25 protein-coding genes are annotated in these 24,853 nt (G+C 62.3%); 10 read left to right on the top strand and 15 right to left on the bottom strand.

Translation table 11 applies throughout. The annotated features are described in order from the left end of the window. Positions 1-168: 168 nt before the first annotated feature. The 4 genes from B0E46_RS10880 (at position 169) to B0E46_RS10865 (ending at position 5,137) form a co-directional block, all read left to right on the top strand. Positions 169-1,392: a cytochrome C gene (locus B0E46_RS10880; RefSeq protein WP_077555785.1), complete on the top strand. Its 1,224-nt coding sequence runs from the start codon at positions 169-171 to the stop codon at positions 1,390-1,392. A 166-nt stretch (positions 1,393-1,558) separates the two neighbouring features. Further along, positions 1,559-2,383, top strand: coding sequence for a universal stress protein (locus tag B0E46_RS10875; protein ID WP_077555784.1), 825 nt, complete (start codon positions 1,559-1,561; stop codon positions 2,381-2,383). A 99-nt stretch (positions 2,384-2,482) separates the two neighbouring features. Then, positions 2,483-3,910, top strand: coding sequence for a bifunctional enoyl-CoA hydratase/phosphate acetyltransferase (locus B0E46_RS10870; protein ID WP_077555783.1), 1,428 nt, complete (start codon positions 2,483-2,485; stop codon positions 3,908-3,910). Between the two features lie 3 nt (positions 3,911-3,913). Beyond that, positions 3,914-5,137, top strand: coding sequence for an acetate/propionate family kinase (locus B0E46_RS10865; protein ID WP_077555782.1), 1,224 nt, complete (start codon positions 3,914-3,916; stop codon positions 5,135-5,137). Between the two features lie 42 nt (positions 5,138-5,179). Here the strand turns inward: B0E46_RS10865 and hemN are convergent, their stop codons facing one another. The 9 genes from hemN to B0E46_RS10820 form a co-directional block, all read right to left on the bottom strand. Next, entirely contained in the window at positions 5,180-6,580 is a 1,401-nt protein-coding gene (hemN, locus tag B0E46_RS10860) for an oxygen-independent coproporphyrinogen III oxidase (RefSeq protein ID WP_077555781.1), read from the bottom strand. A gap of 92 nt (positions 6,581-6,672) precedes the next feature. Next, positions 6,673-7,005, bottom strand: a complete 333-nt coding sequence (locus B0E46_RS10855) for a hypothetical protein (protein WP_077555780.1) — start codon at positions 7,003-7,005, stop codon at positions 6,673-6,675. Between the two features lie 87 nt (positions 7,006-7,092). Further along, a complete protein-coding gene (phbB, locus tag B0E46_RS10850; protein ID WP_077555779.1) occupies positions 7,093-7,839 on the bottom strand; it encodes an acetoacetyl-CoA reductase in 747 nt (248 codons plus the stop codon). Next, a complete protein-coding gene (locus B0E46_RS10845; protein ID WP_077555778.1) occupies positions 7,829-8,275 on the bottom strand; it encodes a hypothetical protein in 447 nt (148 codons plus the stop codon). Before B0E46_RS10845 ends, phbB begins: the two co-directional genes overlap by 11 nt. A 100-nt stretch (positions 8,276-8,375) precedes the next feature. Beyond that, the gene (locus tag B0E46_RS10840; protein WP_254425119.1) at positions 8,376-10,115 is read right to left on the bottom strand and encodes an alpha/beta fold hydrolase; all 1,740 of its coding nucleotides are present in this window, start codon (positions 10,113-10,115) and stop codon (positions 8,376-8,378) included. Positions 10,116-10,198: 83 nt separating this feature from the next. Further along, complete coding sequence (locus B0E46_RS10835) at positions 10,199-11,341, bottom strand: ABC transporter permease (RefSeq protein ID WP_077555777.1); 1,143 nt, start codon at positions 11,339-11,341, stop codon at positions 10,199-10,201. Beyond that, a complete protein-coding gene (locus B0E46_RS10830; protein ID WP_139350507.1) occupies positions 11,338-12,843 on the bottom strand; it encodes an efflux transporter outer membrane subunit in 1,506 nt (501 codons plus the stop codon). The genes B0E46_RS10835 and B0E46_RS10830 overlap by 4 nt, the downstream gene beginning before the upstream one ends. Next, positions 12,821-13,906, bottom strand: a complete 1,086-nt coding sequence (locus B0E46_RS10825) for a biotin/lipoyl-binding protein (RefSeq protein WP_077555776.1) — start codon at positions 13,904-13,906, stop codon at positions 12,821-12,823. The genes B0E46_RS10830 and B0E46_RS10825 overlap by 23 nt, the downstream gene beginning before the upstream one ends. Next, positions 13,903-14,598 (bottom strand): ABC transporter ATP-binding protein, encoded by a 696-nt coding sequence (locus tag B0E46_RS10820; protein WP_077555775.1) that lies wholly within the window; start codon positions 14,596-14,598, stop codon positions 13,903-13,905. Before B0E46_RS10820 ends, B0E46_RS10825 begins: the two co-directional genes overlap by 4 nt. 174 nt (positions 14,599-14,772) lie before the next feature. Here B0E46_RS10820 and B0E46_RS10815 point away from each other — a divergent pair, with 174 nt between their 5' ends. Together B0E46_RS10815 and B0E46_RS10810 are read left to right on the top strand one after the other, a co-directional pair. Next, a complete protein-coding gene (locus tag B0E46_RS10815) occupies positions 14,773-15,522 on the top strand; it encodes a response regulator (protein WP_217316339.1) in 750 nt (249 codons plus the stop codon). Between the two features lie 9 nt (positions 15,523-15,531). Next, positions 15,532-17,592: a PAS domain-containing hybrid sensor histidine kinase/response regulator gene (locus B0E46_RS10810; RefSeq protein ID WP_077555774.1), complete on the top strand. Its 2,061-nt coding sequence runs from the start codon at positions 15,532-15,534 to the stop codon at positions 17,590-17,592. Here the strand turns inward: B0E46_RS10810 and B0E46_RS10805 are convergent. Further along, positions 17,573-18,193 carry a helix-turn-helix domain-containing protein gene (locus B0E46_RS10805; RefSeq protein WP_168171184.1) on the bottom strand — a complete coding sequence of 207 codons (621 nt, stop codon included), beginning with the start codon at positions 18,191-18,193 and terminating at the stop codon, positions 17,573-17,575. The genes B0E46_RS10810 and B0E46_RS10805 overlap by 20 nt on opposite strands. Positions 18,194-18,514: 321 nt before the next feature. Here B0E46_RS10805 and B0E46_RS10800 point away from each other — a divergent pair, with 321 nt between their 5' ends. Then, positions 18,515-18,946 (top strand): CBS domain-containing protein, encoded by a 432-nt coding sequence (locus B0E46_RS10800; RefSeq protein WP_168171183.1) that lies wholly within the window; start codon positions 18,515-18,517, stop codon positions 18,944-18,946. 151 nt (positions 18,947-19,097) lie between these two features. Here the strand turns inward: B0E46_RS10800 and B0E46_RS10795 are convergent, their stop codons facing one another. Further along, positions 19,098-19,901 (bottom strand): universal stress protein, encoded by an 804-nt coding sequence (locus B0E46_RS10795; protein ID WP_168171182.1) that lies wholly within the window; start codon positions 19,899-19,901, stop codon positions 19,098-19,100. Positions 19,902-20,124: 223 nt separating this feature from the next. On the opposite strand from B0E46_RS10795, the gene B0E46_RS10790 reads away from it, so the two are divergent. Both B0E46_RS10790 and B0E46_RS10785 read left to right on the top strand, forming a co-directional pair. After that, a complete protein-coding gene (locus B0E46_RS10790) occupies positions 20,125-20,673 on the top strand; it encodes a GNAT family N-acetyltransferase (RefSeq protein ID WP_077555770.1) in 549 nt (182 codons plus the stop codon). 33 nt (positions 20,674-20,706) lie between these two features. Continuing rightward, entirely contained in the window at positions 20,707-21,591 is an 885-nt protein-coding gene (locus tag B0E46_RS10785; protein ID WP_077555769.1) for a universal stress protein, read from the top strand. Positions 21,592-21,756: 165 nt separating this feature from the next. Here the strand turns inward: B0E46_RS10785 and B0E46_RS10780 are convergent, their stop codons facing one another. The 4 genes from B0E46_RS10780 to B0E46_RS17330 all read right to left on the bottom strand — a co-directional run bounded on the left by B0E46_RS10780 (position 21,757) and on the right by B0E46_RS17330 (position 24,097). Then, the gene (locus B0E46_RS10780) at positions 21,757-22,638 is read right to left on the bottom strand and encodes a universal stress protein (protein ID WP_139350506.1); all 882 of its coding nucleotides are present in this window, start codon (positions 22,636-22,638) and stop codon (positions 21,757-21,759) included. 602 nt (positions 22,639-23,240) lie between these two features. Beyond that, the gene (locus B0E46_RS10770) at positions 23,241-23,678 is read right to left on the bottom strand and encodes a universal stress protein (protein ID WP_077555766.1); all 438 of its coding nucleotides are present in this window, start codon (positions 23,676-23,678) and stop codon (positions 23,241-23,243) included. 30 nt (positions 23,679-23,708) lie between these two features. Further along, a complete protein-coding gene (locus tag B0E46_RS17335) occupies positions 23,709-23,894 on the bottom strand; it encodes a hypothetical protein (RefSeq protein WP_139350505.1) in 186 nt (61 codons plus the stop codon). Then, a complete protein-coding gene (locus tag B0E46_RS17330; protein WP_139350504.1) occupies positions 23,891-24,097 on the bottom strand; it encodes a hypothetical protein in 207 nt (68 codons plus the stop codon). The genes B0E46_RS17335 and B0E46_RS17330 overlap by 4 nt, the downstream gene beginning before the upstream one ends. A 125-nt stretch (positions 24,098-24,222) precedes the next feature. Between B0E46_RS17330 and B0E46_RS10760 the strand changes: the two genes are divergently transcribed. After that, positions 24,223-24,813 (top strand): universal stress protein, encoded by a 591-nt coding sequence (locus B0E46_RS10760; RefSeq protein ID WP_254425118.1) that lies wholly within the window; start codon positions 24,223-24,225, stop codon positions 24,811-24,813. The last annotated feature ends 40 nt before the right edge of the window (positions 24,814-24,853 follow it).

Here is a 24,853-nt window from a genome sequence, read left to right as displayed (position 1 = left end):
AACATGGCAGTCGAAAGCACATCCCTTCGTGACTCCCACGGCCGGACCAGCGGCATCATGCTGGCATGCATTCTTTGTGTGCTTGCGGCACTGATCTTCTTTTCAACACGCGTCCGAGCCGTCCCCGCATTCGCCAGGCAAACGCATCAACCCTGCGTAGCCTGCCATGTGGGCGGCTTCGGACCCCAGCTGACCCCGTTCGGTCGCCAGTTCAAGTTGCTTGGCTACACGCTGAAGGTAGGCAACGATGCCAAGCTGCCTTTGTCGGCGATGCTGATTGAATCGTTCACACAGACTCGGAAGCCCCAGGCTGCACCACCGGCAAGCGGCTTCGGCAGCAATGACAACTTCGAGCTGCAGCAGGCTTCGCTCTTCTTCGCAGGCCCGATCAGCGACCACCTCGGTGCACTCGCGCAGGCAACCTATTCGCAGAACGGCGGCCTGCTCGGGTGGGACAACTCCGACCTGCGCTACGCACGCACGCTGAATATCGGCAGCCACACCGCCATCTGGGGGGTGTCGCTCAACAACAACCCGAGCCTCGACGACGTGTTCAACACCGCGCCGGCATGGCAGTTCCCCTATACGGGACCGGAACTGGCACCCGGCGCACCAGCGGCACCGATCTTGATGGGCGGCCTCGCGCAGCAGGTAGTTGGCATCAACGGGTATGCGCAGATCGATAGTGCGCTGTATGTCGAAGCGGGCGCGTATCGCTCGCTGTCGCCATCCTTCCTGCGCGCCGTCAACGGCGACTTCAATGGACGCCTGGCCGGCATTACACCTTATGCGCGCGTCGCCTACACCTGGAACCTTCCCAACGGGAATCTCGAACTGGGCGGTTTTGCCTTGAACGTGCGGCGAGGCCTGCCGGGCACCAATGCCGCTGGCGATGCCGTGGCGATTCCCGGCCCGACTGACAAGTTTCGGGACTTCGGCATAGATGCCAGCTACCAGTTCCTGAGCGGCGGCGACCACATCTTCACGGTCAATGCGCTCTATCTGGGCGAACACCAGCGACTGGATGCCACCTATGCGGCGGGTGGATCCTCCAATCTGGACAACACCTTGCATGCCCTCAACATCAACGGCAGCTACTGGTACAAGAACACCTGGGGCGCAACGCTCGGCGCGTTCACCAACGATGGCAGCCGCGACGTCACCCTGTACGGCAACAACGGCAGCCCCAATACCAACGGCGGCGTTGCCGAATTGAACTGGAACCCGTTTGGCCAGGCCAGCTCCTGGGCCGAACCCTACGTGAATGTCCGCTTCGGCCTCCAGTACACCTTCTACACGCGTTTCAGCGGGCTCGTATACAACGTGGATGGCGCAGGCCGGAGGGCGACCGACAACAATACGCTCTATCTGTATACGTGGTTGGCGTTCTGACTCATTGATCACCATTGAGCGCGGCTCAAAAGGCGAATACCGGCGGCAAATGCCGCTTCGTGAAGCAGATGCCTCGATGCCGGCCAAGTCGAATCCGATCGCCCGGCATCAAGAGTATGCCGTTGCCGGCTCACCAGGCCATTTGCACCCAGCGAGGAGAGAGGACGTGAAAGACATACTGGCCTACGCCAATAATTTCCAATCATGGTCGCCTGGCATGGAGTACGCGGCACACCTTGCCGCCGCCTTCGACGCGGCGCTGACGGGAATCTACATCGTCCCCTCTCCATTGGTGATGCCTTCCTACGAGGCCCCCGAATTGCTGACGTTCGCCGTCGAAAGCGCCCGCCAGCTGGAGGAGAACGCATGTGCGGCACGGGCCCCGTTCATCGCCTGGGCGAACCAGCTCGGCGTGCAAAAAGCCGCCTGGCAGGTGGCCGAAGGAGATACATCGCATGCATTGGAACACATCGGCAACTGGCACGACTTGCTGGTGCTCGACCGCACCGCCGATCCGCCGCTGGAAAGCGCCTCCTTGGCCGGCCAGATCGTGCTTGCAAGCAAGCTGCCTTGCGTCGTTGTCCCACCAGGAAAAGCCCCATCGCTGTCGCTCGATTGCATTGCCCTGGCCTGGAACGGATCGCCCGAGGCAATCCGCTCCATCCATGCAGCAAGACCCATCCTGGCACGCGCCAGACGGGTGGTGGTATTGCATGGCACACCACGGGTTGCCATGAGCGAGATCAGCTGGAAGCCCGAGTTCGAGCTATCCGACTACCTGCAGCGCCACGGCATTCATGCCGAGGAGCAGCTGCTGATCGCCCATGACGAAGACGCTGGGGCGGCATTGCTCGCCGCGGCGAAAAAAGCCGGAGCCAACATGCTCATCATGGGCGCCTACGGCCGCACCCGTTTCAGCGAGTGGATCTTCGGCGGTGCAACCCGTCACGTACTCAGTCATGCCGACATCGCTGTGTTCATGCGGCATTGATGGGTCCGCCTGATCGAGAGGTCGACTTGATGCCGATCAATGGGGCGACCTCGATGACCTTGCAGAATTGATCCATTCCGAGGTCGAGGTCGCCTGCTGATGAATGCTTCGCCTGCCCTGGTGCAGCCACCCGTCGAGAACCGCACCTTCGACGAGATCGCCATCGGCGACAGCGCCAGCTTGAAGCGCACGCTTGCGCAGCGGGACATCGAATTGTTCGCGGCGATGTCGGGCGACGCGAACCCCGTCGAGACGGATCCTGCCTACGCGCGCACGGATGTGTTTCACCATGTGATCGCCCATGGCATGTGGGGCGGCGCGCTGGTCTCCACGGTGCTCGGCACTCAGCTGCCCGGGCCCGGCACGATCTATCTTTCGCAGGATCTGCGCTTCCTCGCACCGGTCAGCCTGGATGACACGATCACCGTCAGTGTCGTCGCCAGGGACAAGGATCCGGCGACGCACCGCATCACGTTCGACTGCCGCTGCAGCAACCAGCACGGTCAGGACGTGATACTCGGCACCGCCGTCGTGCAGGCGCCGGTCGAGAAGATCTGCCTTGCGTGCGAGACGCTGCCGGACATACGCATCATCGCTCATGCGCGCTTCCATGCACTGATCGCGCGCGCCACCGGCGGCAAGCCCATGCCCACCGCGATTGCCCATCCATGCGATGAGGCATCGCTTGTCGCAGCGATCGAGGCGGCAAAGGCGGGACTTATCGTGCCGATCCTGGTCGGCCCCGCGACGAAGATCCGCGCTGCCGCCCAGCGTGCCGGCCTGGAGATCGGCAGCTATCGCCTGGTCGATGCGCCGCACAGCCATGCCGCGGCGATGCAGGCGGTGGCGCTGGTACGCAACGGCGAGGCCGGGTTGTTGATGAAAGGCGCCCTGCATACCGATGAACTGATGCACGCCGTGGTCGCCGCCGACTCCGGATTGCGCACCGCGCGCCGGCTCAGCCATGTCTACCTGATGGATGTTCCCGATTACGCGCGCCTGCTGCTGGTCACCGACGCCGCGATCAACATCGTGCCGTCACTGGCCGACAAGCGCGACATCATCCAGAACGCCATCGACCTGGCCCGGATCCTGGGCGTGGCGACGCCGCGCGTGGCCGTCCTGTCGGCGGTGGAAACCGTCAATCCCGCGATCCCCTCGACGGTGGATGCAGCTGCCCTATGCAAGATGGCCGAGCGCGGCCAGATCGAGGGCGGCATTGTCGACGGCCCATTGGCTTTCGACAACGCGGTCGACATGGATGCGGCACGCCAGAAGGGTATTGTTTCGCCGGTCGCCGGCAACGCGGATATTCTGGTGGTTCCCGACCTGGAGTCGGGCAACATGCTGGCCAAGCAACTGACCTTTCTGGCCGACGCGGATGCCGCCGGTGTGGTGATGGGTGCCCGCGTGCCGATCATCCTGACCAGCCGCGCCGATGCGCCGCGCGCACGCATCGCCTCCTGCGCGGTGGCGGTACTCGTGGCCCGGGCACATGCCGGAACCTTCACCGCAGCGGAGCAGTGAGCGATGCCCAAGGCGATACTCACGCTCAATGCAGGCTCCTCCAGCATCAAGTTCGCGCTCCATGAGCTCGACTCCGGCATGGTGCTGCAACAGGTGTCGCGTGGCCAGATCGAAGGCATTGGCATCGCCCCGCATTTCATCGCGCAGGCCACGGATGGCACCGTGTCGAGCGAGTACCGCTGGCCAGCGGGCGCCGCGCTGGAGCACGAGGCCTTGCTCACGCCACTGCTTGCCTGGGTCACCGCGCATCTGGGGCAGGAGGCGCTGTGCGCGGTCGGGCATCGTATCGTCCACGGCGGCAGCGCCTACGACCGTCCGGTCTATCTGGATGCAAACGTATTGGACGAGCTGGCAAAGCTGACGCCACTCGCCCCCTTGCATCAACCTCACAACCTCGCGGCAGCACGCGCGATGGCACAGCTGCGACCGGATCTTCCGCAAGTGGGGTGCTTCGATACCGCGTTTCACCATGGCATGTCGGCGGATGCGACACGGCTGGCCTTGCCGCGCAAGTACGCGGACGAGGGCGTGCGACGCTATGGATTCCATGGGCTCTCCTACGAATATATCGCCGGCCGTTTGCGCGAGCAGGCTCCAGGATTGGCGGCCGGCCGGGTGATCGCGGCGCATCTGGGCAACGGGGCCAGTCTGTGTGCCATGCACGACGGCCACAGCGTCGACACCACGATGGGATTCACCACGCTCGATGGACTGGTGATGGGCACGCGTTGCGGCAACCTGGATCCCGGTGCGATGCTCTATCTGCAGCAGGCCCACGGCCTCTCCGCAGCCGAGGTCGAACACATGCTGTATCACGACAGCGGGCTGTTGGGCGTATCCGGCATCAGCAGCGACATGCGCACGCTGCTGGCCAGTGACGATGCCCGTGCGCGTGAAGCGATCGATCTTTTCGTGTTCCGCATCGCACGCGAAGCCGGCGCGCTGACAGCCACCCTCGGCGGCATCGATGCCCTGGTCTTCAGCGCAGGCATCGGCGAGCACGCGGCACCGATACGCGCTGCCGTCTGTGCCAAGCTAGGCTGGCTGGGGATCGCGTGCGACGCGGCAGCCAACAGCCGCCATGCCGCGCTGATCAGCACCTCGAACAGCCGCGTGCCGGTGTACGTCGTCCCCACCGATGAGGAGGCGATGATCGCTTCGCATACGGCGCAAGTTCTGCAAAGCATGCCGTCATCTGCTTCAGACTGTCATCAAAGTGGCTGCTGACCACCGAGCAGCCTGAAGGTGGCCTCCGCCGGGTATCGGTCATCAGATGGTCTTGGAATAGCATGTCATCTGCATTCCATGTTGCAGGTACTTGTCGAAGCACATCGCGATGTTGCGAAGCAATAGTCTGCCGCGCGGCGTCACCTGGATGAGCTGCTCGTCCATCGCGAGCAGCTCATCCCTGCCGAGCGCATCCATGCGCGCCAACTCGTCGGCGAAATATTCGTCGAACGTTATCCCGTGACGGCTTTCGAAGCCCCGCTTGTCAAGCCGGCCATGGCACATGAGCTCGTTGATCACGTCCCGACGGATCAGGTCGTCACTGTCCAGGACCAGCCCCTTGGCGACCGGAGACAGGCCGCTGTCCAGCGCGGCATCGTACATTGCGAGGTCACGCTCGTTCTGGCTGTAGGTATTGCCGATGCGGCTTATCGCGCTGACGCCGAGACCGACGATGTCGCAGTGCCCATGTGTGGAATAGCCCTGAAAATTGCGCTGCAGCGTCCCTTCCCGTTGCGCGCGCACCAGTTCGTCGCCGGGTAGCGCGAAGTGATCCATGCCAATGAAGACGTAGCCGGCGGCGAGCAGCTGCTGCATCGCGTTGCCGAACAACGCCAGGCGTTCGGCGGGATCGGGCAAATCCGCCGTTGCGATCCGCCGTTGTGCCTTGAACACCGTCGGAAGATGCGCGTAACCATAAAGCGCCAGGCGGTCGGGTCTCATCCCGATCACTTCGGCCACGGTCCGCTCGAACGACTCCGGCGTCTGCTTCGGCAGGCCGTAAATCAGGTCGACGTTGATCGACTCGAAGCCCGCGCAGCGGGCGACCTGCACAAGCTCGTGGGTGCGTTTTGCCGCGTGCACTCGATTGACCGCCAGCTGGACCTGCGGATCGAAATCCTGGATGCCCAGGGACATCCGGTTGAATCCCAGCTTTGCCAGCTCGCGAACATAGTCGTCTTCAGCGTGGCGTGGGTCGATCTCGATCGCGAACTCCCGCCGCTCTTCCCGCTCAAACCGGAAGTGTCGTGCAAGCCATTCCATCAATGTACGCATCTGGTCCAGGTCGAGGAAATTGGGAGTGCCCCCACCCAGATGGATCTGGCTGACACGGCGCCCCGGCCCGAACAGCGGCGCCATCCATGCCGCTTCGCGCTGAAGCCAAACCACATACTGGTCGGCTCTGTGCTGATCCCGGGTAATGACCCGGTTGCAGCCGCAGTAAAAGCACGGACTGCGGCAAAACGGCACGTGCACATACAGCGAGAGCGGCCGCGACGGATCGTCGGCGTTGGATGTCGCGATCGCGTGGCGCAGCGATGCCGCTCCGAAATCGCCGCGGAACTGCGGTGCGGTGGGATAGCTCGTATACCGAGGTCCGCTGGCGTCGTAGCGCGCGATCAGCTCGGCATCGAACTCGGGGACGGCGAATGCAGGATTCATGCAGTCATCATCGGCCGATGTCCGCTTCCCTTTTTGATTTCAGTCAAGTCAGGGCTGCTCCGAATCAGTTTTTGCCGTCATTCCGACCACCCCTAACGCACCTTGTCACGCGCAACCTTGCGCTGCTTCGGGGAGCGTGCTGGCGATACCGCGACGGGGCTGCTCGACTCTCTTGGATCGTCCTGCCTGGAATGCACCTTGCTGCCCATGCCCAGCATCGCCAAGGTGAGGACTGCCCATGCATTGAGGTAGTACGCATAGGGGTTGGCGGCTGCGGTCATCCATGTCGACATGAGGTCGCCAGCATTGGCGACAGGATTCGTCCAGCCAAGCGTGGGCGATGCGAAGGGACCGATCTGGCTGCCGATCAGGGCAAGCAGATCCGGTGGCTGGAAGGCGAACGGTACAAAGGGCATGGCGCACATGACTTGTCTCCTCGCAATGGATGCCCACCGTCCATGGGCTCTTTCGGTTCGATGGGCCTTGCCGGCAGGCACATGGCAAGGCAGCTTTCAGTACATGTGCTGACCGCCGTTCATCGCGACATTGCTGCCAGTCATGAACGCCGCCGCATCAGTGCAGATAAAACCGACCAGCGCGGCGATTTCCTCCGGTTGGCCCAGCCGCCCCACCGGAATCAGCGGAATGATCTTCGTCTCCAGCACCTCCCTGGGCACCGCCGACACCATATGCGTCGCGGTATAGCCGGGCGACACCGTGTTCACCGTGACGCCATGCCGCGCGACCTCCAGCGCCAGCGACTCGGTGAAGCCATGGATACCGGCCTTGGCCGCCGCGTAATTGCATTGGCCGAACTGGCCTTTGGTGCCGTTGATCGAACCGATATTGACGATGCGCCCCCAACCCCGCTCGACCATGCCGCCGCAGAACTGCTTGGTGACGTTGAACATCGAATCGAGATCGGTATGCATGACGGCGTCCCAGTCATCCTTGCTCATCTTCAGGAAGCGGCCGTCGCGGGTGATGCCGGCGTTGTTGACCAGGATGTCCACCTTGTAGCCATCCTGCGCAACCGCCTCGGCCATGCACTGGCACGAGGCAAACTCGGCGACATCCACCGGATAGGCCTTGTACTGGTATCCAAGTGCAGCCTGATGTTCCAGCCAGCTGCCGACGTGGTCGTTGTGGGGCGAATGCGTCACCAGCACGGTATGGCCGGCATCGTGCAAGACCTTGGCGATCGCTTCGCCGATACCACCCATGCCGCCGCTCACCAGCGCCACATGATTAGCGGTCATGGCCTGTTTTCCCGGCAGCCGCGTTGGCGAACATCTTGAAGAAATCGTTCAGCGATTCGTTGAACGAGGTCGCGCCTTCCGCGCCACCCAGTGCTTTGCTGGTTTCGCGCTGCCAGATCAGAAGCGCATCCTGCAGACCGGCCAGGAACTTGCTCTGATTGGTGACGGCGGTCTGCGCGATCGCCTGCGCGTCGCCGACCTCCTGCTGCATCCGGCGCAGGAAGGTCTCACCAGGAATCGCTGCCAGCGACTGCCAGTCCTCGCCGACCGACAGCTTGTCGATTTCCTGCTGCGATTCGGAAATGCTTTCGTCGACTTCCTGGTCGAACGTATCCAGCCAGCGCCGACCACACTCCTTCAGCAATTTGTTGGTACGCAGCGCGAACTCCGCATTGGCTTTGTACAGTTCAAACGGAACCTGGGTTGGGGTGCTCATGACAGCTTCCTCGTAAGATTGCGAGCATCCCTGCGGTGAATGTCATGCCGCGGTTCGGCATGACTGGAATGCCGCGCGACATGCGCGGGCGACCAAGGATTTACTTCTCCATGACGTAGTGGCCGGGCGCTCGCGGAAGGTTCTCCTCGCCACTTCCCGGCAGTCCCATCCGGGGTGGCGATTGCGGCGCGCCTGAATGAGCCTCCAGCCACTTCGTCCATGCCGGCCACCATGAGCCTTCGGTGGGCTGCGCCTGCGACAGCCAGGTTTCCGCCGCCAGCGTCGGTGCCTCGCGCAGCCGCACGCACGCTCGATAGCGGCGTCCGGGGTGGCCCGGTTCGCTGACAATGCCGGCGTTATGGCCGCCGCTGGTCAGCACGAAGGTCACCTCGTCGGTGAACAGATGATGGACCTTGTAGACCGAATGCCAGGGTGCGACATGATCGGTTTCGGTGGCGACACAGAACACCGGTACGGTGACGTCCTTCAATTCGACCGGTTTGCCGCCCACCTGGTAACGCCCTTCGCCAAGGTCGTTGTCGAGATAGAGACGGCGCAGGTATTGCGAATGCATGGTGGCCGGCATGCGCGTGCTGTCGGCGTTCCAGGCCATCAGATCGTTGGCGGCCCGGCGCTGCCCGAGCAGATAGTCGTTGGTCATGCGCGACCACAGCAGATCGTAGGAGCGCAGCATCTGGAAGGCGCCGGCCATCTGCTTCGCGGTGAGGTAACCGGCCTGCCCCATCTGGTCTTCCAGCAAGGCAACCTCGCTCTCGTCGATGAACAACGACAGTTCGCCGGGCTCGGCAAAATCGGTTTGCGCCGCCAGCAGGGTCAAGCTCGCCAGCCGCTGGTCGCCATCGCGCGCCATCGCGCCCGCGGCAATCGACAACAGCGTGCCGCCCAGGCAGTAACCGGCCGCATGCACGCGCTGTCCAGGCACAATCCTGCCGATCGCATCGAGCGCGGCATGGCTGCCGAGGTTCAGATAGTCGTCCATCGACAGACCGGCATCCGAACGGTCGGGGTTCTTCCACGAAATGCAGAAAACCGTATAGCCCTGGGCCACCAGGTAGCGGATCAGGGAATTGTGCGGCGACAGGTCGAGGATGTAGTACTTCATGATCCAGGCCGGCACGATCAGGACCGGCTCCGGACGTACTGCCTCCGTCGTCGGTACGTACTGGATCAGCTCGATCAATGCATTGCGCAACACGACCCGGCCCGGCGTCACGGCAACATCGCGACCGACAACGAATGACTCGCCACCCGCCTCCGGCATCCCGCTGATGTAACGCATCGCGTCGTCGAGCCAATTCAGCGCGCCACGCACCAGATTGCGGCCACCCTCTTCCGCGGTGCGCTTGAGCACGACCGGATTGGTCGCGAGGAAATTGCCCGGCGAGCCCATGTCCAGCCATTGCCGCGTCACGAAGTCCATCACGTCCTGGTGGTGATGCGAGACTCCACGCACATTCGTGACGGCCTCATGCCACCACTGCTGCTGCAACAGGAATGACTGGTGCAGCCAGTTGAAGGGCCATTGCCGCCATTCGGCCTCGGCAAAACGCCGGTCGGTCGCCGGCGGCAATGTGCACGGCGACACTTCGCACGGGTCGCTCAGCGCGCACGACACCAGATAGGCATGCAGTCGCTGCGCCTGCTCCAGCTCCAATTGCAAAAGATCCATCCGCTTGCCGGGCGAGCGCATCAGATGCAGCAGCCAGTCGGCAAACGCCAGATACAGCGACTCCATCGACAGCGAGGCCGTCCACCTTGCCTGCAGGGCGTGCACGGGCGGGTCCAGCGTCATGGCAGCGGGCACTTTCAGGTGAGTCACGTCACACTCCGTCATGTCGAGCGGACGATGCCATTGGCAGGAACCGGTCTTGTTGACCAAGGTCAAGCGGATGCCACGCGGCCCTAGCCGCGGAAGATATCGAACGGCTCGACCTTCAGCACCTTGCGGATGCTGATATAGCTCGACACCGCGGCAATCAGCACCACCATGCCCAACGCCAGCCCGAGGTTGGCCATGGTGACCAGCGCCGCATAGTCGGGCAGCCGGGCCTTGGCCAGGGCGATCAGCGCGGTGCACAGTCCGATCCCCAGGCCGTAGCCGGTCAGGCTGGTAAAGGTCACCTGGAACAGGATCATGTAGGTCAGCTCGTAGCCCTTGGCGCCGATCGCCTTCAGCGCGCCGAACTTGTCCAGGTTTTCCAGCACAAAGGTGTAGAAGGTCTGCGCCGAGATCGACAGGCCGACGATGAAGCTGATGATGGTCATCAGCATGATATTGGTGCCGATGCCGGTCTGATATTTGTAGAAGTCGGCGATACGCTGGTCGAACTCGTCCTTGGTAAGCGCCAGATAGCCCAATTGCGCGACCTCCTTCTTGATTTCCGGAATATCGCCAGGACTTTTCGGCTCGATCAGGATGTAGGAAATCGTGAAACGCGTACTGGGGATGTATTCGATGGCGCGGCTATAGGTGGTGTATAGCGTCGGCACGCCGAACAGGCCGAAGGAATTCACCTTGGCGATGCCGACCACCACGCCGCGGTTGTCGTTGAGCTCGAATTCCTGCCCCAGCCCAGGGCTGCCCAACTTGCCGTACTCGGCGTCGTCGACCACGAAGAAGCCGTTGTCGGCGTAGATGTCCTCGACATGGCCCTGCTCCAGCCTGGGGCGGCCGACCAGGCTGGTATCGTCCAGCCCCATCACCGTTACCGCCTGATACGTGCCGCTGCGCAATTTGACCAGGGCGCCGCCGGAGTACAGCGGCACGGCATAGTGCACCCCGTCGATGCTGCGCACCGCATCGAGCAGGTAATCGGGCATCGGAATGCTGCTGGCAACCGTCTGCACCGCGGGATCCATGACCCACACGGAAGCGCCCACATTGGTCACCGTGGACGCCGAACGCGACAGGATGCCGGCGAACAACGAGGTCATCATCACCATCAGGAACACCGCGAAGGTGATGCCCAGCAGCAAGGCCGAAAACTTGCCGCGGTCGTTGACCAGCAACTTATAGGCGAGCTTAAAGATTCCCGCGTATTTCATGGCTGCGCCCTGCTCGCCTGCGTCACGTGCGCCGATGGCGGCATCGCCTCGGCATGCGGCGCTTTCCACCAGCCGCCGCCAAGCGCCACGTACAGCGCGACGGTGTCCTGATAGCGCTGGGCCAGGCTCCGCACATAGGCCAACTTGCTCTGCCGGTATTGCACATCGGCGACCAGCACATCCACGTAGTTCACCAAGCCGGCCGCATAGTTGGCCTGGATCAGGGCCAGCGCCTGCGCGGCATCGCGTGCGGCCTCGTCATCGGCCTGCAAGGCTTCCGCATCGTGCTGCAGCGCCTTGAGCACGTCGGCGACCTGTTCGAATGCGGCGAGCACGGTGCCGCGATAGTCCTGCAACGATTTCTGGTAGGCGTCGATCGCCGCCTTGCGGTTGTACCAGTGCGTGCCACCCTGGAAAACCGGCAGGTTGATATCTGCCCCTGCGCTCCAGTACTGGTTCTGGCCTTTACCGAGCGCACCGGCGGCATTGGCGGCCGATCCGCCATCGCCGCCCAGGGTGATGCTCGGGAACATCGCAGCCGTGGCAACGCCGATTTCGGCACTGGCCTCATGCAACTGTGCTTCGGCGGCGAGAATGTCCGGCCGCTGATGCACCAGATCGGAAGGCAGGCTGACCGGCAGGCTGGCAGGGAGATGCAGCGCTTCGAAGCGCAAGGCGGGAAGCTGCGACTCGCCGGCGCTTTGCCCCAATAAAGCGTGCAGCAGGTGGTCCGCCTGATCGCGTTTCAGTTCCAGCGACGCCAGTTGCGCCAGGTTCGATGCGCGCGCGCTGCGCAGGGCGAGCAAATCGCCGTAAACCTCGGCGCCCGATCGTATGCGTGTATCGAGCAGCCCGAGTTGCTGCGTCTGCAGCGATACCAAGCCATGCATCACGTCGATTTCGTCCGCATAGGCCTGGCGCGCGATCGCGGCATTCACCACATTGCCGGTCAAGGTCAGGTAGGTGCCTTCCATGGTGTAACGCTGCATCTCCACTTCGGCGTGCAGGCCTTCCACCGTCCTGCGTTCGCCGCCGAACAGATCCAGCGCATAGCTGACGGTGGCGCTGAGGGTGAAGAGATTGAAGATGCTGCCGATGCCATGCTGGCCGAGCATGGAAGGAGATGGCCGCTCGCGCGTGGCATCGGCACCGACACCCAGTTGAGGGAAGAAAATGCCTTGTCCCGCGCGCAGGTTGTCCTGGCTTTCGCGCAGACTGGCCTGGGCCGACTGCACGCTCGGATTGCCGGCGATGGCCGTGCCGACCCATTGATCGAGTTCGGCTGAGCCGAACAGGTGCCACCAATCCGCATCGGGCGACTGCAGCAGATCGAAATGCTGGGTCTGCCCGATCGCCGTCACGTCCCCCGGCAGGTCGCCGCGCGGCAGGTAACGCGCACCGGCCGGCGCGGGCGGTCTCGTGAAGTCCGGCCCGACTGCGCAGGCACCCAGCAGAAAAACCAGGCCCGAAGCCGCAAGACTATTTTTCAGCCACGTAGACATCGACCAGTTGCCCCGGATAGATGGCCGCATCGGCGGGTTTCCTGAAGCGGAAGATGATCGGCAACACGCGCAGGTCCACGCGCTCCAGGCGCTGGTCGGAGAGTTCGATCTTGGGCGTCACATACGGCTGCATGCGCACGAATTCGAGCGGAATCTTCAGCTTGGTGCCGCGCACCGACATCTGCGCCTTCATGTGCATCGGCGAGGGCAGCCGGTCGAGCAGGATTTCGTCGATGAAGCAGCGCACGGACAGGTAGTCTTGCGGACCACCCATCACGATGATCGGGTCGTAACCCTGGGTATAGGCGTCGTATGCGCCTTGCGCCGACACGTAGCTCCCCGGTGCCGTATTCATGGCCAGCACGATGCCGTCGGTCGATGCGCGTATCGTGTATTTCTGCAGCAGCGCGTCGGAAGCCTGATACGCCTGCTCCAGGGCGTTGTATTGCATCTGCTGGTTGCGGATGTCGTAGCTCCACGCGCCAGCCTTGGTCAGTTCGTATTGGCGGCGTGCAAGACCGAGATTGGCCTTGGCGACCTCCAGTGCATCCCTGTCGTTGTCGAGCGTGTCCTTGCTGACCGAACGCGGGTCGATCGCATAGGAATGACGCTGCTTCTCGAAGGTATCGCTGGCCGTTTTCTGGCTGGCCTCGGCCTGCACAACCTGGGCGGCGGCGACCGCCAGCGTTTCCCTGCGTGGCTGCGCCTGCAATTCCTGCAGCGTGGCAAGTGCCGCGTCGCCCTGACGCTTCTGTTGCTCGGCCAGAGCCAGTTGCACCGAGTTGTCGATCACCAGCAAGGGCTGCCCGGCGGCGACATGATCGCCTTCGTGCACCATGATCTGCGTGATGCGACCGGACACATCCGGATAGATGTTGATGTTCTCGCCGCTGCCCTGGGAGCTTTCCACGATGCCATTGGCGTAGATGCCATTGGCATAGGGATTGGTGGCGGGACTGAACACGGGCGCTTGGGCCGGTTGTTCCCGGCCATAGAAATAGGCGCTGGCGATCGCCATCAGGGCACCGAGTGCCGCCACCAGGAAAATGATGCGGTTTCTCATAAGGTCTTCTCCGTCCCTGCCGTGATGCATCCGTCTTCCATGTGCACGACGCGATCCGCGAATTCGAGAATGCGCGCGTCATGGGTGACGATCAGGACACAACGGGTGGGATTGAGCACGTGCTCGCGCACGAACTGCACGATCATGCGGCCGGTATCGCCATCAAGCGACGCGGTTGGCTCATCGAGTATCAGCAATTCCGGATCACCAACCAGCGCACGAGCGATGGCGACACGCTGCTGCTCGCCGCCGCTCAGCTTGACCGGCGGCAATTGCCCACGGCCCTTCAGGCCGACGATGGCCAGCATCTGCTCGCCCTTGTCCAGCGACGCATTCCAGTCCTCCCGGCGCAGCACCAGGGGAATCGCCACGTTCTCTGCCGTGGTGAGCTTGGGAAACAGATGAAAGTCCTGAAACACGAAACCGATCGTCCGGAGCCGGAATTCGGCAAGATCGTCGGCATCGAGCTGCCACAGGTTGGCGCCCTTGACCGTCACGCTGCCCGAACTGGGCCGCAGGATGCCCGAGATCATGCTGAGCAAAGTCGTCTTACCGCTGCCTGACGGACCAACGATGAAAAGCATCTCGCCGTAATGCGCTTCAAAGGTCGCCCCGCGCACGGCCAGCGTCGCGGCAGCCCCTTCGCCGAACGACTTGGTCAGACCGGTAGCTTGAATGGCCGCGTTTTCCATGCTGCGACTTTAGGCAGCCGCGGGCCTGCCCCATTTGAGCGAAGTCAATTGAATTCGCATTCAAGTTGCCGCGTGCATCAGGCAGCTACTGCAAGCCAACCGGCGCTAGCGTATGCTCTGGTCGGAGTGTTCCGTTGAATCAGGCACCACGGGGGATCGGAGTTTCAGATGGCCATGTCGCTTAGTCCTGCGTCGTCTGCGATGGCGCCGACACATCTGCTGGTCGTTGATGACGATACCGAGATTGCCCAGATCCTCAGCCGCTACTTCGGCAGCCATGGCTTTCGTGTCAGCACGGCCGGTGACGGTGCCCAGATGCGCCGCGTTCTGGACAGCGAAGCCGTGGATATCGTCATGCTCGATCTGGGGTTGCCTGGCGAAGATGGCTTCACCCTCACCCGCCATCTGCGTGAGCATTGGCATGGCCCGGTGATTATCGTGACCGGACGCGGCGAGTCGGTGGATCGCGTCGTGGGCCTCGAGCTCGGCGCGGACGACTACGTCACCAAACCGTTTGATCTGCGCGAGTTGCTGGCACGCGTGCGCAGCGTCCTACGTCGCACTGCACCGCCAGCCAAGGCATCAGACGTCAAAGCAGGCCATCCCTGGCGTCTGTCGTTCGATGGCTATGTGCTCGATCCGCGATCGCACACCTTGTCCGGACCGCAAGGCGAACCGATTCTGCTGACCAGCGGCGAATTCACGTTGCTCGGGGTTTTCGTGGAACACGCCAATCAGGTCCTTACCCGCGACCAGTTGATGACGCATATCCATGGCCGTGATGCGGGACCGTTTGATCGTTCGATCGACGTGCAGATCGGCCGCCTGCGCCGCAAGATTGAGCCCGATCCCGCCCGTCCTCAACGGATCAAGTCGATCCGTGGCACGGGCTATCTGTTTTCGTCGACGGTCCAGCGGGTATAAGGCAGCGCCATGTTCAGCAAGCAAGCTCCGGACGCGAACCTGTTCCGTTCATTATTCGAGATGGCACCGGACGCGATGATCGTGGTCGATCGGCAGGGTGTCATCGTGCTGACCAATGCGCATGCGGAGCGCCTGTTCGGCTATGGAGCAGGTACGCTTGCCGGTTTGAAGGTGGAAGCGCTGCTGCCGGCGGCGCTGCGGCAAGCGCACATCGCACATCGCACCCATTACATGTCCAACCCGCGCGAGCGTCCGATGGGCGCCGGCTACGAGCTGACCGGCGTACGCGCTGACGGCCAATCCTTTCCCGTGGAAATCGGCTTGAGCCCGGTCGCTGCATCGATGGGAACGCTGTATGCAGCATCGATCCGCGATATCTCCGAAACGCAGCGTGCACGCCAGGCCCTGGAACGCGCCCGCTTTGACGCTGCCATGGCCCAGATGGGTCGGCGTCTGCTTGAGGCCACGCATCACAAACAAGCCATCGGCGAAATGCCCGAGTTGGTGGCAACTACCCTCGATATTCCCGCAATGGCGATTCTGCTGACCGACCCGCGCCATGTCCGCTTGCAAGTCCCCGCCTCGATGGGTCTGCCTCAAGCCGTGCTGGAGAGCTTGTCGGGCGATCCCGCGCTGCATGCCATGACACGTAGCGCGACGCCGGATGTCGATGATCAACCACCCGCGCAAGGCGCCGTCATCGAAAGCCTTCGCCGCATATGCCCTTCCTTGAGCGGCGATTACCAAGACGCCGCTCTCGTGTTTTTGCCCGATAGGCATGGACCCTTGGGGCTGCTGTTGGCGCTGGCTCGCCAGAAGGGCTATTTCGACCGGGATCGACTGAATTTTCTACAATCAGTCGCGAACATTCTGGCCGCATCCATTCAGCGTGAACGCAGTGAAGAACAGCTGGCACATGCGCAGCGCCTCGATGCGCTCGGTCAGCTCACTGGCGGCATTGCGCATGATTTCAACAATCTGCTGACGGTGATTTCCGGCAACCTGCAGCTGCTGGAGGCCGACATGCCGGACGATCAGGCAACGCGGGAAACCGTCGAAAGCGCTTCACGCGCCGTCGAGCGCGGTGCGGCACTCACCCGCAAACTGCTTACCTTCTCACGCCGCCAGCATCTGTTGCCGCATGCCGTCCAAACAGTGCAATTGCTGGCCGATCTGAGCGACATGCTGGGCCGTACGTTGGGCGAACGTATCGTGGTGACCGCCGAGTGCGCCAAAACTACGCCTGCGGTATACGCGGATTCGGGAGAACTGGAAGCGGCATTGATCAATCTGGCACTCAACGCGCGCGATGCGATGCCGCGCGGTGGACGCCTTTCCATGGTGGCGCGTGCCTACAACATCACGCATGCCGAAGATGACGCCAGGCTTGCGCCCGGCTCCTACGTCGTCTTTACCGTAACCGATAACGGCGCAGGCATTGCGCCGGAGGTCCTGACGCGTGTGCTGGAGCCGTTTTTCACGACCAAGGACGTCGGAAAAGGCAGCGGACTCGGCCTGAGCATGGTCTATGGCTTTGTGAAGCAGTCCGGCGGCCATCTGCATATCGAGAGCCAGGTGGGCAACGGCACGCGTGTTCAACTTTTCCTGCCGGCCGCTGCAAAGACGACCGGCGAGGAGGTTGCCTCGACGCCACTGCGCCACGGTCACGAGTTTGTACTTGTCGTGGAAGACGAACCGGAAGTGCGGCGTATCGCCGTCTCCTTCCTGCGCACGTTGGGCTATACCTCGTTCGAAGCCGACAACGCTGCGGCGGCGCTCGAGCAACTGGCGAAGCATCCGGATATCGATCTGCTTTTCACGGATATCGTGCTGGGCGGGGACATGACGGGTTTCGAACTGGCGGCGAAGGCACGCGAGCACTATCCACATCTACCCATCCTTTTCACTTCCGGCTACGAATACGCCGCGATGGACATCGAGACCGATGCCTTCGGTGCCTTCGAATTGCTGCGCAAGCCTTATCGCTGCGAGCAACTTGGCGCGGCCATTCGCCGCGTGCTCGATCACGACAGCAGTGCGGTGATTCCGCTCAATTCAACGTGGCGCTGATCCCCGCCATCGAACGCAACCCATCGGCATCCAATACATGCACCTCGCGACGCTGCACGTCGATGTAGTTCAGGTCATGCAGGCGGGACAGCGCGCGGCTCACCGTTTCGTGTTTCAGGGCCAGGAAGCTGGCCATGTCGACCCGGCTCATGCGCAGGATGAAGTGCCTGGCGCTGTAGCCCAATCGCGCGTAGCGTGCGGCCACATCCAGCAGGAAGGCTGCGACACGGCACTCGGCCGCCAGGGTGCCAAGCATCAACATCCATGAACGATCACAGCGGATTTCCGCGGCCATGGCCGCGGTCAGGTGCGATTGCAGCTCCGGGATATGCAGACAGGCGCGCAGCACCGCTGGATAAGGCAGTTCCCAGGTTTCGCTGTCTTCCAGGGCGATCACATCGCTGGCATAGGTTGTCAGGCCGATGGATTCGATACCGATCAGATCGCCGCGCATGCGGAATCCGGTCACCTGTTCACGGCCATCGGCAGCCAGTTCACTGGTTTTATAGGAGCCCACATGCACCAGGTGGATCGCATGGAACGGCTGGCCGGCGTGATAGATGCTCTGCCCCGCGGCATGTTTGCAACGACGGACTGGCACGTGTGCGCGAATCGCTTCGATATCGATGTCAGGCTCATCAATATTGCCACGGATTGCCATGGCCACGGAGCCATAAGGCTTGTTTGCCAAAGTGGCGCGAACGTCGGATGCCAACGCTGTCATGACACTTACCCCGGCAAGCAGTCCTGCTTGACTGCGGTGCCAACTCTAGGTCGGGCTCGTAACGGCAGTAGTTCGGGCCGGTAACGCTTTGTAACGGTTTGTAACAGCGCCGCGGCCACCTTCCATACTTGACGCGGGTCAAGCCAGCAATGTGGCGCCGGTCTAGGATGAGTGGCGTATTTCAGCCTGGAGATGGCCATGCGCGCCGCCGATATCGGGACATCCCGCGTCGTTCAATTGAACGAGTCGTCCACCATCTGCGAGGCCGCCCGCACCATGCGTCAGCACGATGTGGGATGCGTGGTGACCATGAAGAACACCCTGGCGGGCATGCTGCCCAGTGGCGTTGTGACGGACCGCGATCTGACCATCCGTTTCCTGGCCAACGACATTGGCCAGGAAAAAACCTTGCGCGATATTCAATCCACGCCGCTGGTGACTTGTCATGCGGACACGACAATCGACGAAATCATCGGCATGATGCTGGGCAGCGACGTCCGTCGCATGCCGATCGTGGACGACCAGGACCAACTGATCGGCATCGTGAGCCTGGATGATGTGATGGCTGCGCTGGCCGAACTGATGCAACGCGTCTCTTGTGCGCTGACCGGGTCGCGGGAACTCGACTGAGCCGTTTTCCACCATGTGCCGTAGTGCATTCAGCCACGCGGGCCACCATGCTCCCCGCCATGCCAAAGCCTTTCAAGACACGCAGTGAAGATCGAGTGTCAAGTTGGATGCTTCGTTGCAGCGCGCGAGGCTTGCTTGAAGCACGGTACGCTCAATGCGCCAGAAGCACCGGCAATTCGGCATGCTGAAGCACATGACGCGTCGTGCCGCCCAGGATCAGCTCACCCACTCGCGAATGACCCCATGCCCCCATCACCAACAGATCTGCGCGCATCGCCGCGGCCTGCTTGAGCAGCGCTTCGCCAGCTTTTGTCGTCGATGGAAACGGTAGCGTGGAGTGCAATTTGACGCCTTGCCTCGTGAGCCAGTCATGCACCGGCAGCGGGGGCGGCGTGATGCCGGGCAATCCCTCGCTTGCGCCATCGACCAGGCAGACCGTTTCGGCCTCGCGCAGAAGCGGTAAGGCGGCACGCAATGCGCGCATGGATTCCTGCGTGCTGTTCCAGGCCACCAGGATTCTTTCCTGACGCAAGCTGCCATCCCACCTGGGCGGAACCAGCAGCATCGGCGATGCCGCCGCAAGCAAGACGCGCGTCATGTAATCCATGCCCGGGGGATAGCCGGCCTCGCGATTCGGCAAGCGGCTTACCGTGATATCCGCCATGCACGAACGTCGCGCCAGCGCCGGCACATAGACACCACGGATCACTTCCCAGCCACCCTGGACGCCATGTTCGCGGCATTGATCCGACCACCAGGCAGCGCATTGCCTGGCTTCGTACTCCTCCGTCTCCAGCACGGCCATGACATCGGGCATGGCCATGGACGACGGAAACACCTCGACGATGTTGAGGCCCGTCGCATAGGCGCCATGGCGGCTCGCCAGCGCAAGGCCCGTTCGCACCACGGGATTGTCGTTGCTCATCTCTTCTGTGTTGATGAGGATTTCCAACATGGCGGCGCACCGTGACTGAATTCGTTGCATCAACACTCATCCCGGCATTACTCATGCGTCTTGATCTGGGTCAACCGCTATCGACGCAGCCCGGACAAGCAGGCAGCAAAGGCCGCGATCTCTGTTTCACTTGATCGGCGTCAAGTGCCCGCGGGCGCCGTCTCGCTAAAAGGTAAGTGCAGCCCTGGCAAAGGGCTTCCTACCACGCTGCGAGGTTTTCGCCATGTCTGCCACCGCAAAACAACCGCCGGCCGTTCTTGAAGGTGATCACTGGATCGAATCACTGCGCGACGGAACGCGAGTGCTGGTGCGCCCGTTGCAGCCGAAGGATCGTGCCATGGAAGAGGAGTTCATCCGGCGGCTCTCGCCCGAGGCACGACGCTTCCGCTTCCTGGGCGATTTCAAGGAGCCTGGCAAGGCTCTGCTCGACCATCTGATGCATGTCGACTATGTCCACGACATGGCTTTCGTGGCGATGGCCCACGACAACGGCCAGCTGCGTGAAGTCGGCATCAGCCGCTATGCGACCACCGGCGACAGCAAGCAATGCGAATGCGCCATCACGGTGGCTGATGACTGGCGAAATCGCGGCCTGGCCGTACTCCTCATGCGCCATCTCATCGATGTGGCGCGCAAGCAAAAGCTGACCCGGATGTTCTCGATCGACGACGTCAACAACGAGCCCATGCGCGAACTCGCCAAATATCTTGGCTTCACGCACGAAGCACATCCGGAAGATCCGCGCTCGGTGGTGTATTCGCTGGCCCTGTGAAAGCCCGTGCATTCCCTTGCAGGAGGTATCGCCATGCTCGCCAATCAATCCGATGAAACATCCCGCGCGAGGTCGACCGTGGCGAGGCGCACGGCACTGCAATTCAACGACATCCTGGCCATGGTCACATCCACTGGGCCATGGAGTGCGGCGCTGCTGACCGCCATCGATCTCGCGGCGCGTTGGAATGCCCATGTCACTGGCTGCTACGTACCCAGCAGCCTGCGCGACCAGCGTGCTTGCGAATCCGACCCTACGGTGATGAGTCTGCTGACCGATGGGGAGTACACGTATTCGGACGAATCCGCCGCCTTTCATGCCTTCGCCAAGGAACTCGGTGCGCAACACACCTCATGGGTCGTGACGCATACGTCGATCGCGCCTACCTTGCGCAAGCTCGGCGCCTGGCACGACCTGGCCGTCATCGAGCGTGACATGGTCGGTGAGACAGGCGTGTTCGATATCCTCGGCGAAGGCATGTTGAGCAGCCACGTGCCCTGCCTGGTGCTGCCTCCACGCTGGGACGATGTCGTCAGCTTCGATCGCATCGTGGTCGGCTGGAACGGCAGTGTCGAAGGCACCCGCGCCCTGCATAGCGCGTTGCCGCTGCTTCAGCTCGCCAAGCAGGTGATCGTGGTCAACGGTGAAGTGCGCATGCCTTACCACGACCAGGTCGGCGTGACGGAGCCAGACCCCATTGCCTACCTGAGGCATCATGGCATTGCCGCAAAGCCGCATTGCATCAGCGTACCGGCGATTGAAGCCGGCAAGAGCCTTCTTCAAAAAGCGCACGAGGTGCGAGCAGACCTGCTGGTGATGGGTGCCTACGGGCATTCGCGTATCCGCGAGCGGGTGCTCGGCGGTGCGACCCGGCATGTCATGGCGAACGCTGATATTCCCGTCTTCATGCAACACTGATCCGGCGAGAATGACGCCTTCGCCAGGCAGGCGGTCGGCGCTGTGGCCTGCGGCGATGACATGCCATCCCGGGCGCAATCCACGCAGCAGCGATGACACCCTGCAGTATCGCGACCTGCAAAAGCATCGGGAGAAACCGGGGTTCACCCTGCTGACGCCTGGCGATCAGTGCTGCAGCAGCAACGGTATCTTCGAGTTCTCGAGCATGCACCTGAACACACCGCCCGCCACGCGTTCGCGAAGCCGCGAATGGCTGAATGCGCCAAGCACAAACAAATCCGCACGAAGCTGTTGAGCCTCCCATATCAAAGCGCCCCCGACGATCGCCGCATCACTGTCAAATCGGCGCCGACGGGCCGTTACACCGTGCTGCGCGAGAAACCGAAAGGGATCGAACCTGGGCAGATCGGCATCGACATCGCCCTCCCCGTCGGCCCCATCCATGATCCAGACCTCTTTGGCATCCAGCAGGAATGGCAGTGCTGCGTGAATGGCGCGGGTAGCCTGAGGGCTGCCATTCCAGCCGACCACGATGCACTCGAAGGGCGGCAAGCCTGTGCATGGCTTCGGCAGGAGGATGCAGGGCAGTCGGCTGGTCCACAAAAGATGGGTCAGGAAGGTCAGCAACTCGTTTGCTTGCATCATGTCGCTTTCAACCACCGCCAGATCGTGCCAGGCGGCGAGCTGCGTGATGGCGCCTTCAACATCTGCCTGCACCACAGCCCAGTTCGTCTTGGCGACGCGGTTTTGGCTGGCAAAGAGCATGAAGTCGGGCGCGCTCGGCGTATCGAAAAGAACTTCGCCACGACCCGGCGTGTGGATCGTCGACTCGACATCCGGCACACTCAAATCACGCAGACAGGGATCCACGTAGCAGCCTGTCAGTACCGAACCATAGTGCGAAGCCAACGAAGCGCCCATCGCCGCAGCTGGGCTCCAAGGGGTGCCTGACGTCAGAAATGCCACGATATTTGCAACCGGCATCGGGCCGCGTGCACGCGACTTTCCATCATCCGCGGTTGGCTGCTCTGGCAATTCGGCCATCATGTCTCTCCGCTTGTGCGGCATCCCGACTCGACGCCGATGGCAACCCGGCATCGCCCTTCACTTCACACCGCAGCAAGTCGTTCACTGCTGCCTGGACTCATTGAGGATGCGTTGTGTCTCCGGCGATAGTCGCTTGACGAAATCGCAAGCGTTGGCGCGAGCCTCGGGCGAAACGGGCAGTGAAAGCGCTCTCGCTCCGCCTGGAAACACCTCGGCCCCCAGCATCCTCTGCATCCAAGTCGACTTGGCATCGCCGATCGCCTCGGTGGCTTGATGAAGATCGCTGGGCGACATACCTTTTCTGCTCCATTCCGGGAGGGCTCACGATCGGGCCCATCCATGTCCGGAGACTACGCGGCCCCGGGAGCGCGCTGGTTGATCTCGATCAACTGCCCGCATCGACCGGATTGACGCCCGCGCAAACAGACCGCGAGTTCGTGCTTGTCTGGCCTGTCGATGCAGGGCATTCGACGCTCCACGAGCACCGGTCGATTCCTGCCGCCACGCACCCTGCTCAGCGAGCCACACCGTGATTTCGTCCTGTCATCCGCCGGAATCTCCAGGCGAGTCGCGGTACCGGGAGTTCACTCGCAACCGTCACATCAGTGGCACACAAGCAGCGGGATGTCGGCGCAACTCAGTACCTTGTTGGCTTCGCTGCCAAGCACCAGGTCATCCCATCCCGTGCGGCCATGCGTGCCCATCACGATCAGGTCGCAATCGTAGCGTCGGGCCGCAGCAATGATGGCGCTATAGGGACGATGATCGAAGGCGTAGTCGCCTTCGAACGGCACGTCGGCCTCTCTCGCCAGTGCGTGGATCGCCTCGAGCTTCTGCTGCGCGCACTTGACCGCTTCCTCGCGATAGCCATCAGGAGCATGCCGGATCAGATCCGAAAAATAGGCGACGACCGCCAGCGGCGCCAATACATGATAGGCATGCACACGCGCACCGGTCTGTTTGGCCAGCGCGATGCCCAGGCGCGCGGCGCGCAGCGACTGATCCGAGCCGTCGGTAGGCAGGAGGATATTCTGGAACATCGGATACCCCGAAGTTGGGCGAAACGTTGTTTACTTGCGTGCGTCGTTGACCAGGCTGACCACCAGCGCGATCGAGCAGATACCGCCGATCCAGTCCGTCGCTGACCAGATGGATTCGTTGCCCCTGACCATGCTGATCAGGGCGCTGCTTGCTGCAATCAGCAAAAGGCAGGTCGACAGCATCGAAAACGCAGGTGTGGATGACAGGCTTTTCACGGCGCGCCTCGCCTGGATGCCCGCGCGGCGACATGTGAACGCTCGCCTGATGCATCCTTGCTCCTCACCGGCACCGGCTTGAGCGCGTATCCGATGCGCTGCGGGCAGAACAGATCGTCCATGCCGGCTCGAAGCCGCCAGCAAAAACGTTCGCTCACGCCGACAGCACGCGTTGCGGATCCCTGAAGTTTCAGCATGTTCATCACGGCTTGCCTTTCTGCTCAACCCGGCGACAGGTTACGCAAGCCGTCCAAGCATCATCTTGATGCTGATCAATTGATCGGCACCATTTCCCCTGCCCAGGCGCGGCACGGAATCACTCGATGACTTGACCGCGATCAATATCGCGGCAACTGCGCGGAACATCATGAAACCCGCCACGCCTGAGCACAGGCGCAACATCACCAAGACCTTGAGGGCCTTATCCATGCTCGCTGCAACCGCCATGCGCCACGAATCCACCGGCGTGCAGCCGAAGCCGCTATTCCGGCACCTGCTGCTCCCGATCGACGGATCGGATCTCTCGCTGCGAGCCTTCGGCATGGGCCTGGAGCTGGCGAAGACGTTCGGCGCCAAAGTGCTGGCGTTGCACGTAGTGCCGCCGTTCAACTCCATCGCCTACATGACTGAACTTCTCGCCACGGCAGAGCTGAGTTTCAGCCAGCAGGCGGTGCAAACCGCTTCGCGTTACCTGGACGAAGCCAAAAAACTGGCCAAGGCCGCGCAGGTACCCTGCGAATGCCACTACGCCTTCGGTGAACGCCCCCATCAAGCCATTGTGGAGGCGGTCAACGAATACCATTGCGACCTCATCGTCATGGCCACCCATGGCTGGCATGGCCTGAACCGGCTGATGCTGGGCAGCGAGACGCAAAAGGTCCTGCTGCAAAGCAAGGTTCCGGTGCTGGTCTGCCGGTAATCCAGGAGCGGCGCCGCACGGGCCGCGCGCGCGACGAACT

The sequence above is a fragment of the Rhodanobacter sp. B04 genome, assembly GCF_002001125.1.
Taxonomy (GTDB): domain Bacteria; phylum Pseudomonadota; class Gammaproteobacteria; order Xanthomonadales; family Rhodanobacteraceae; genus Rhodanobacter.
Note: the sequence above shows the minus strand (reverse complement) of the source record. Positions and strands in the feature narration are given on the sequence as shown.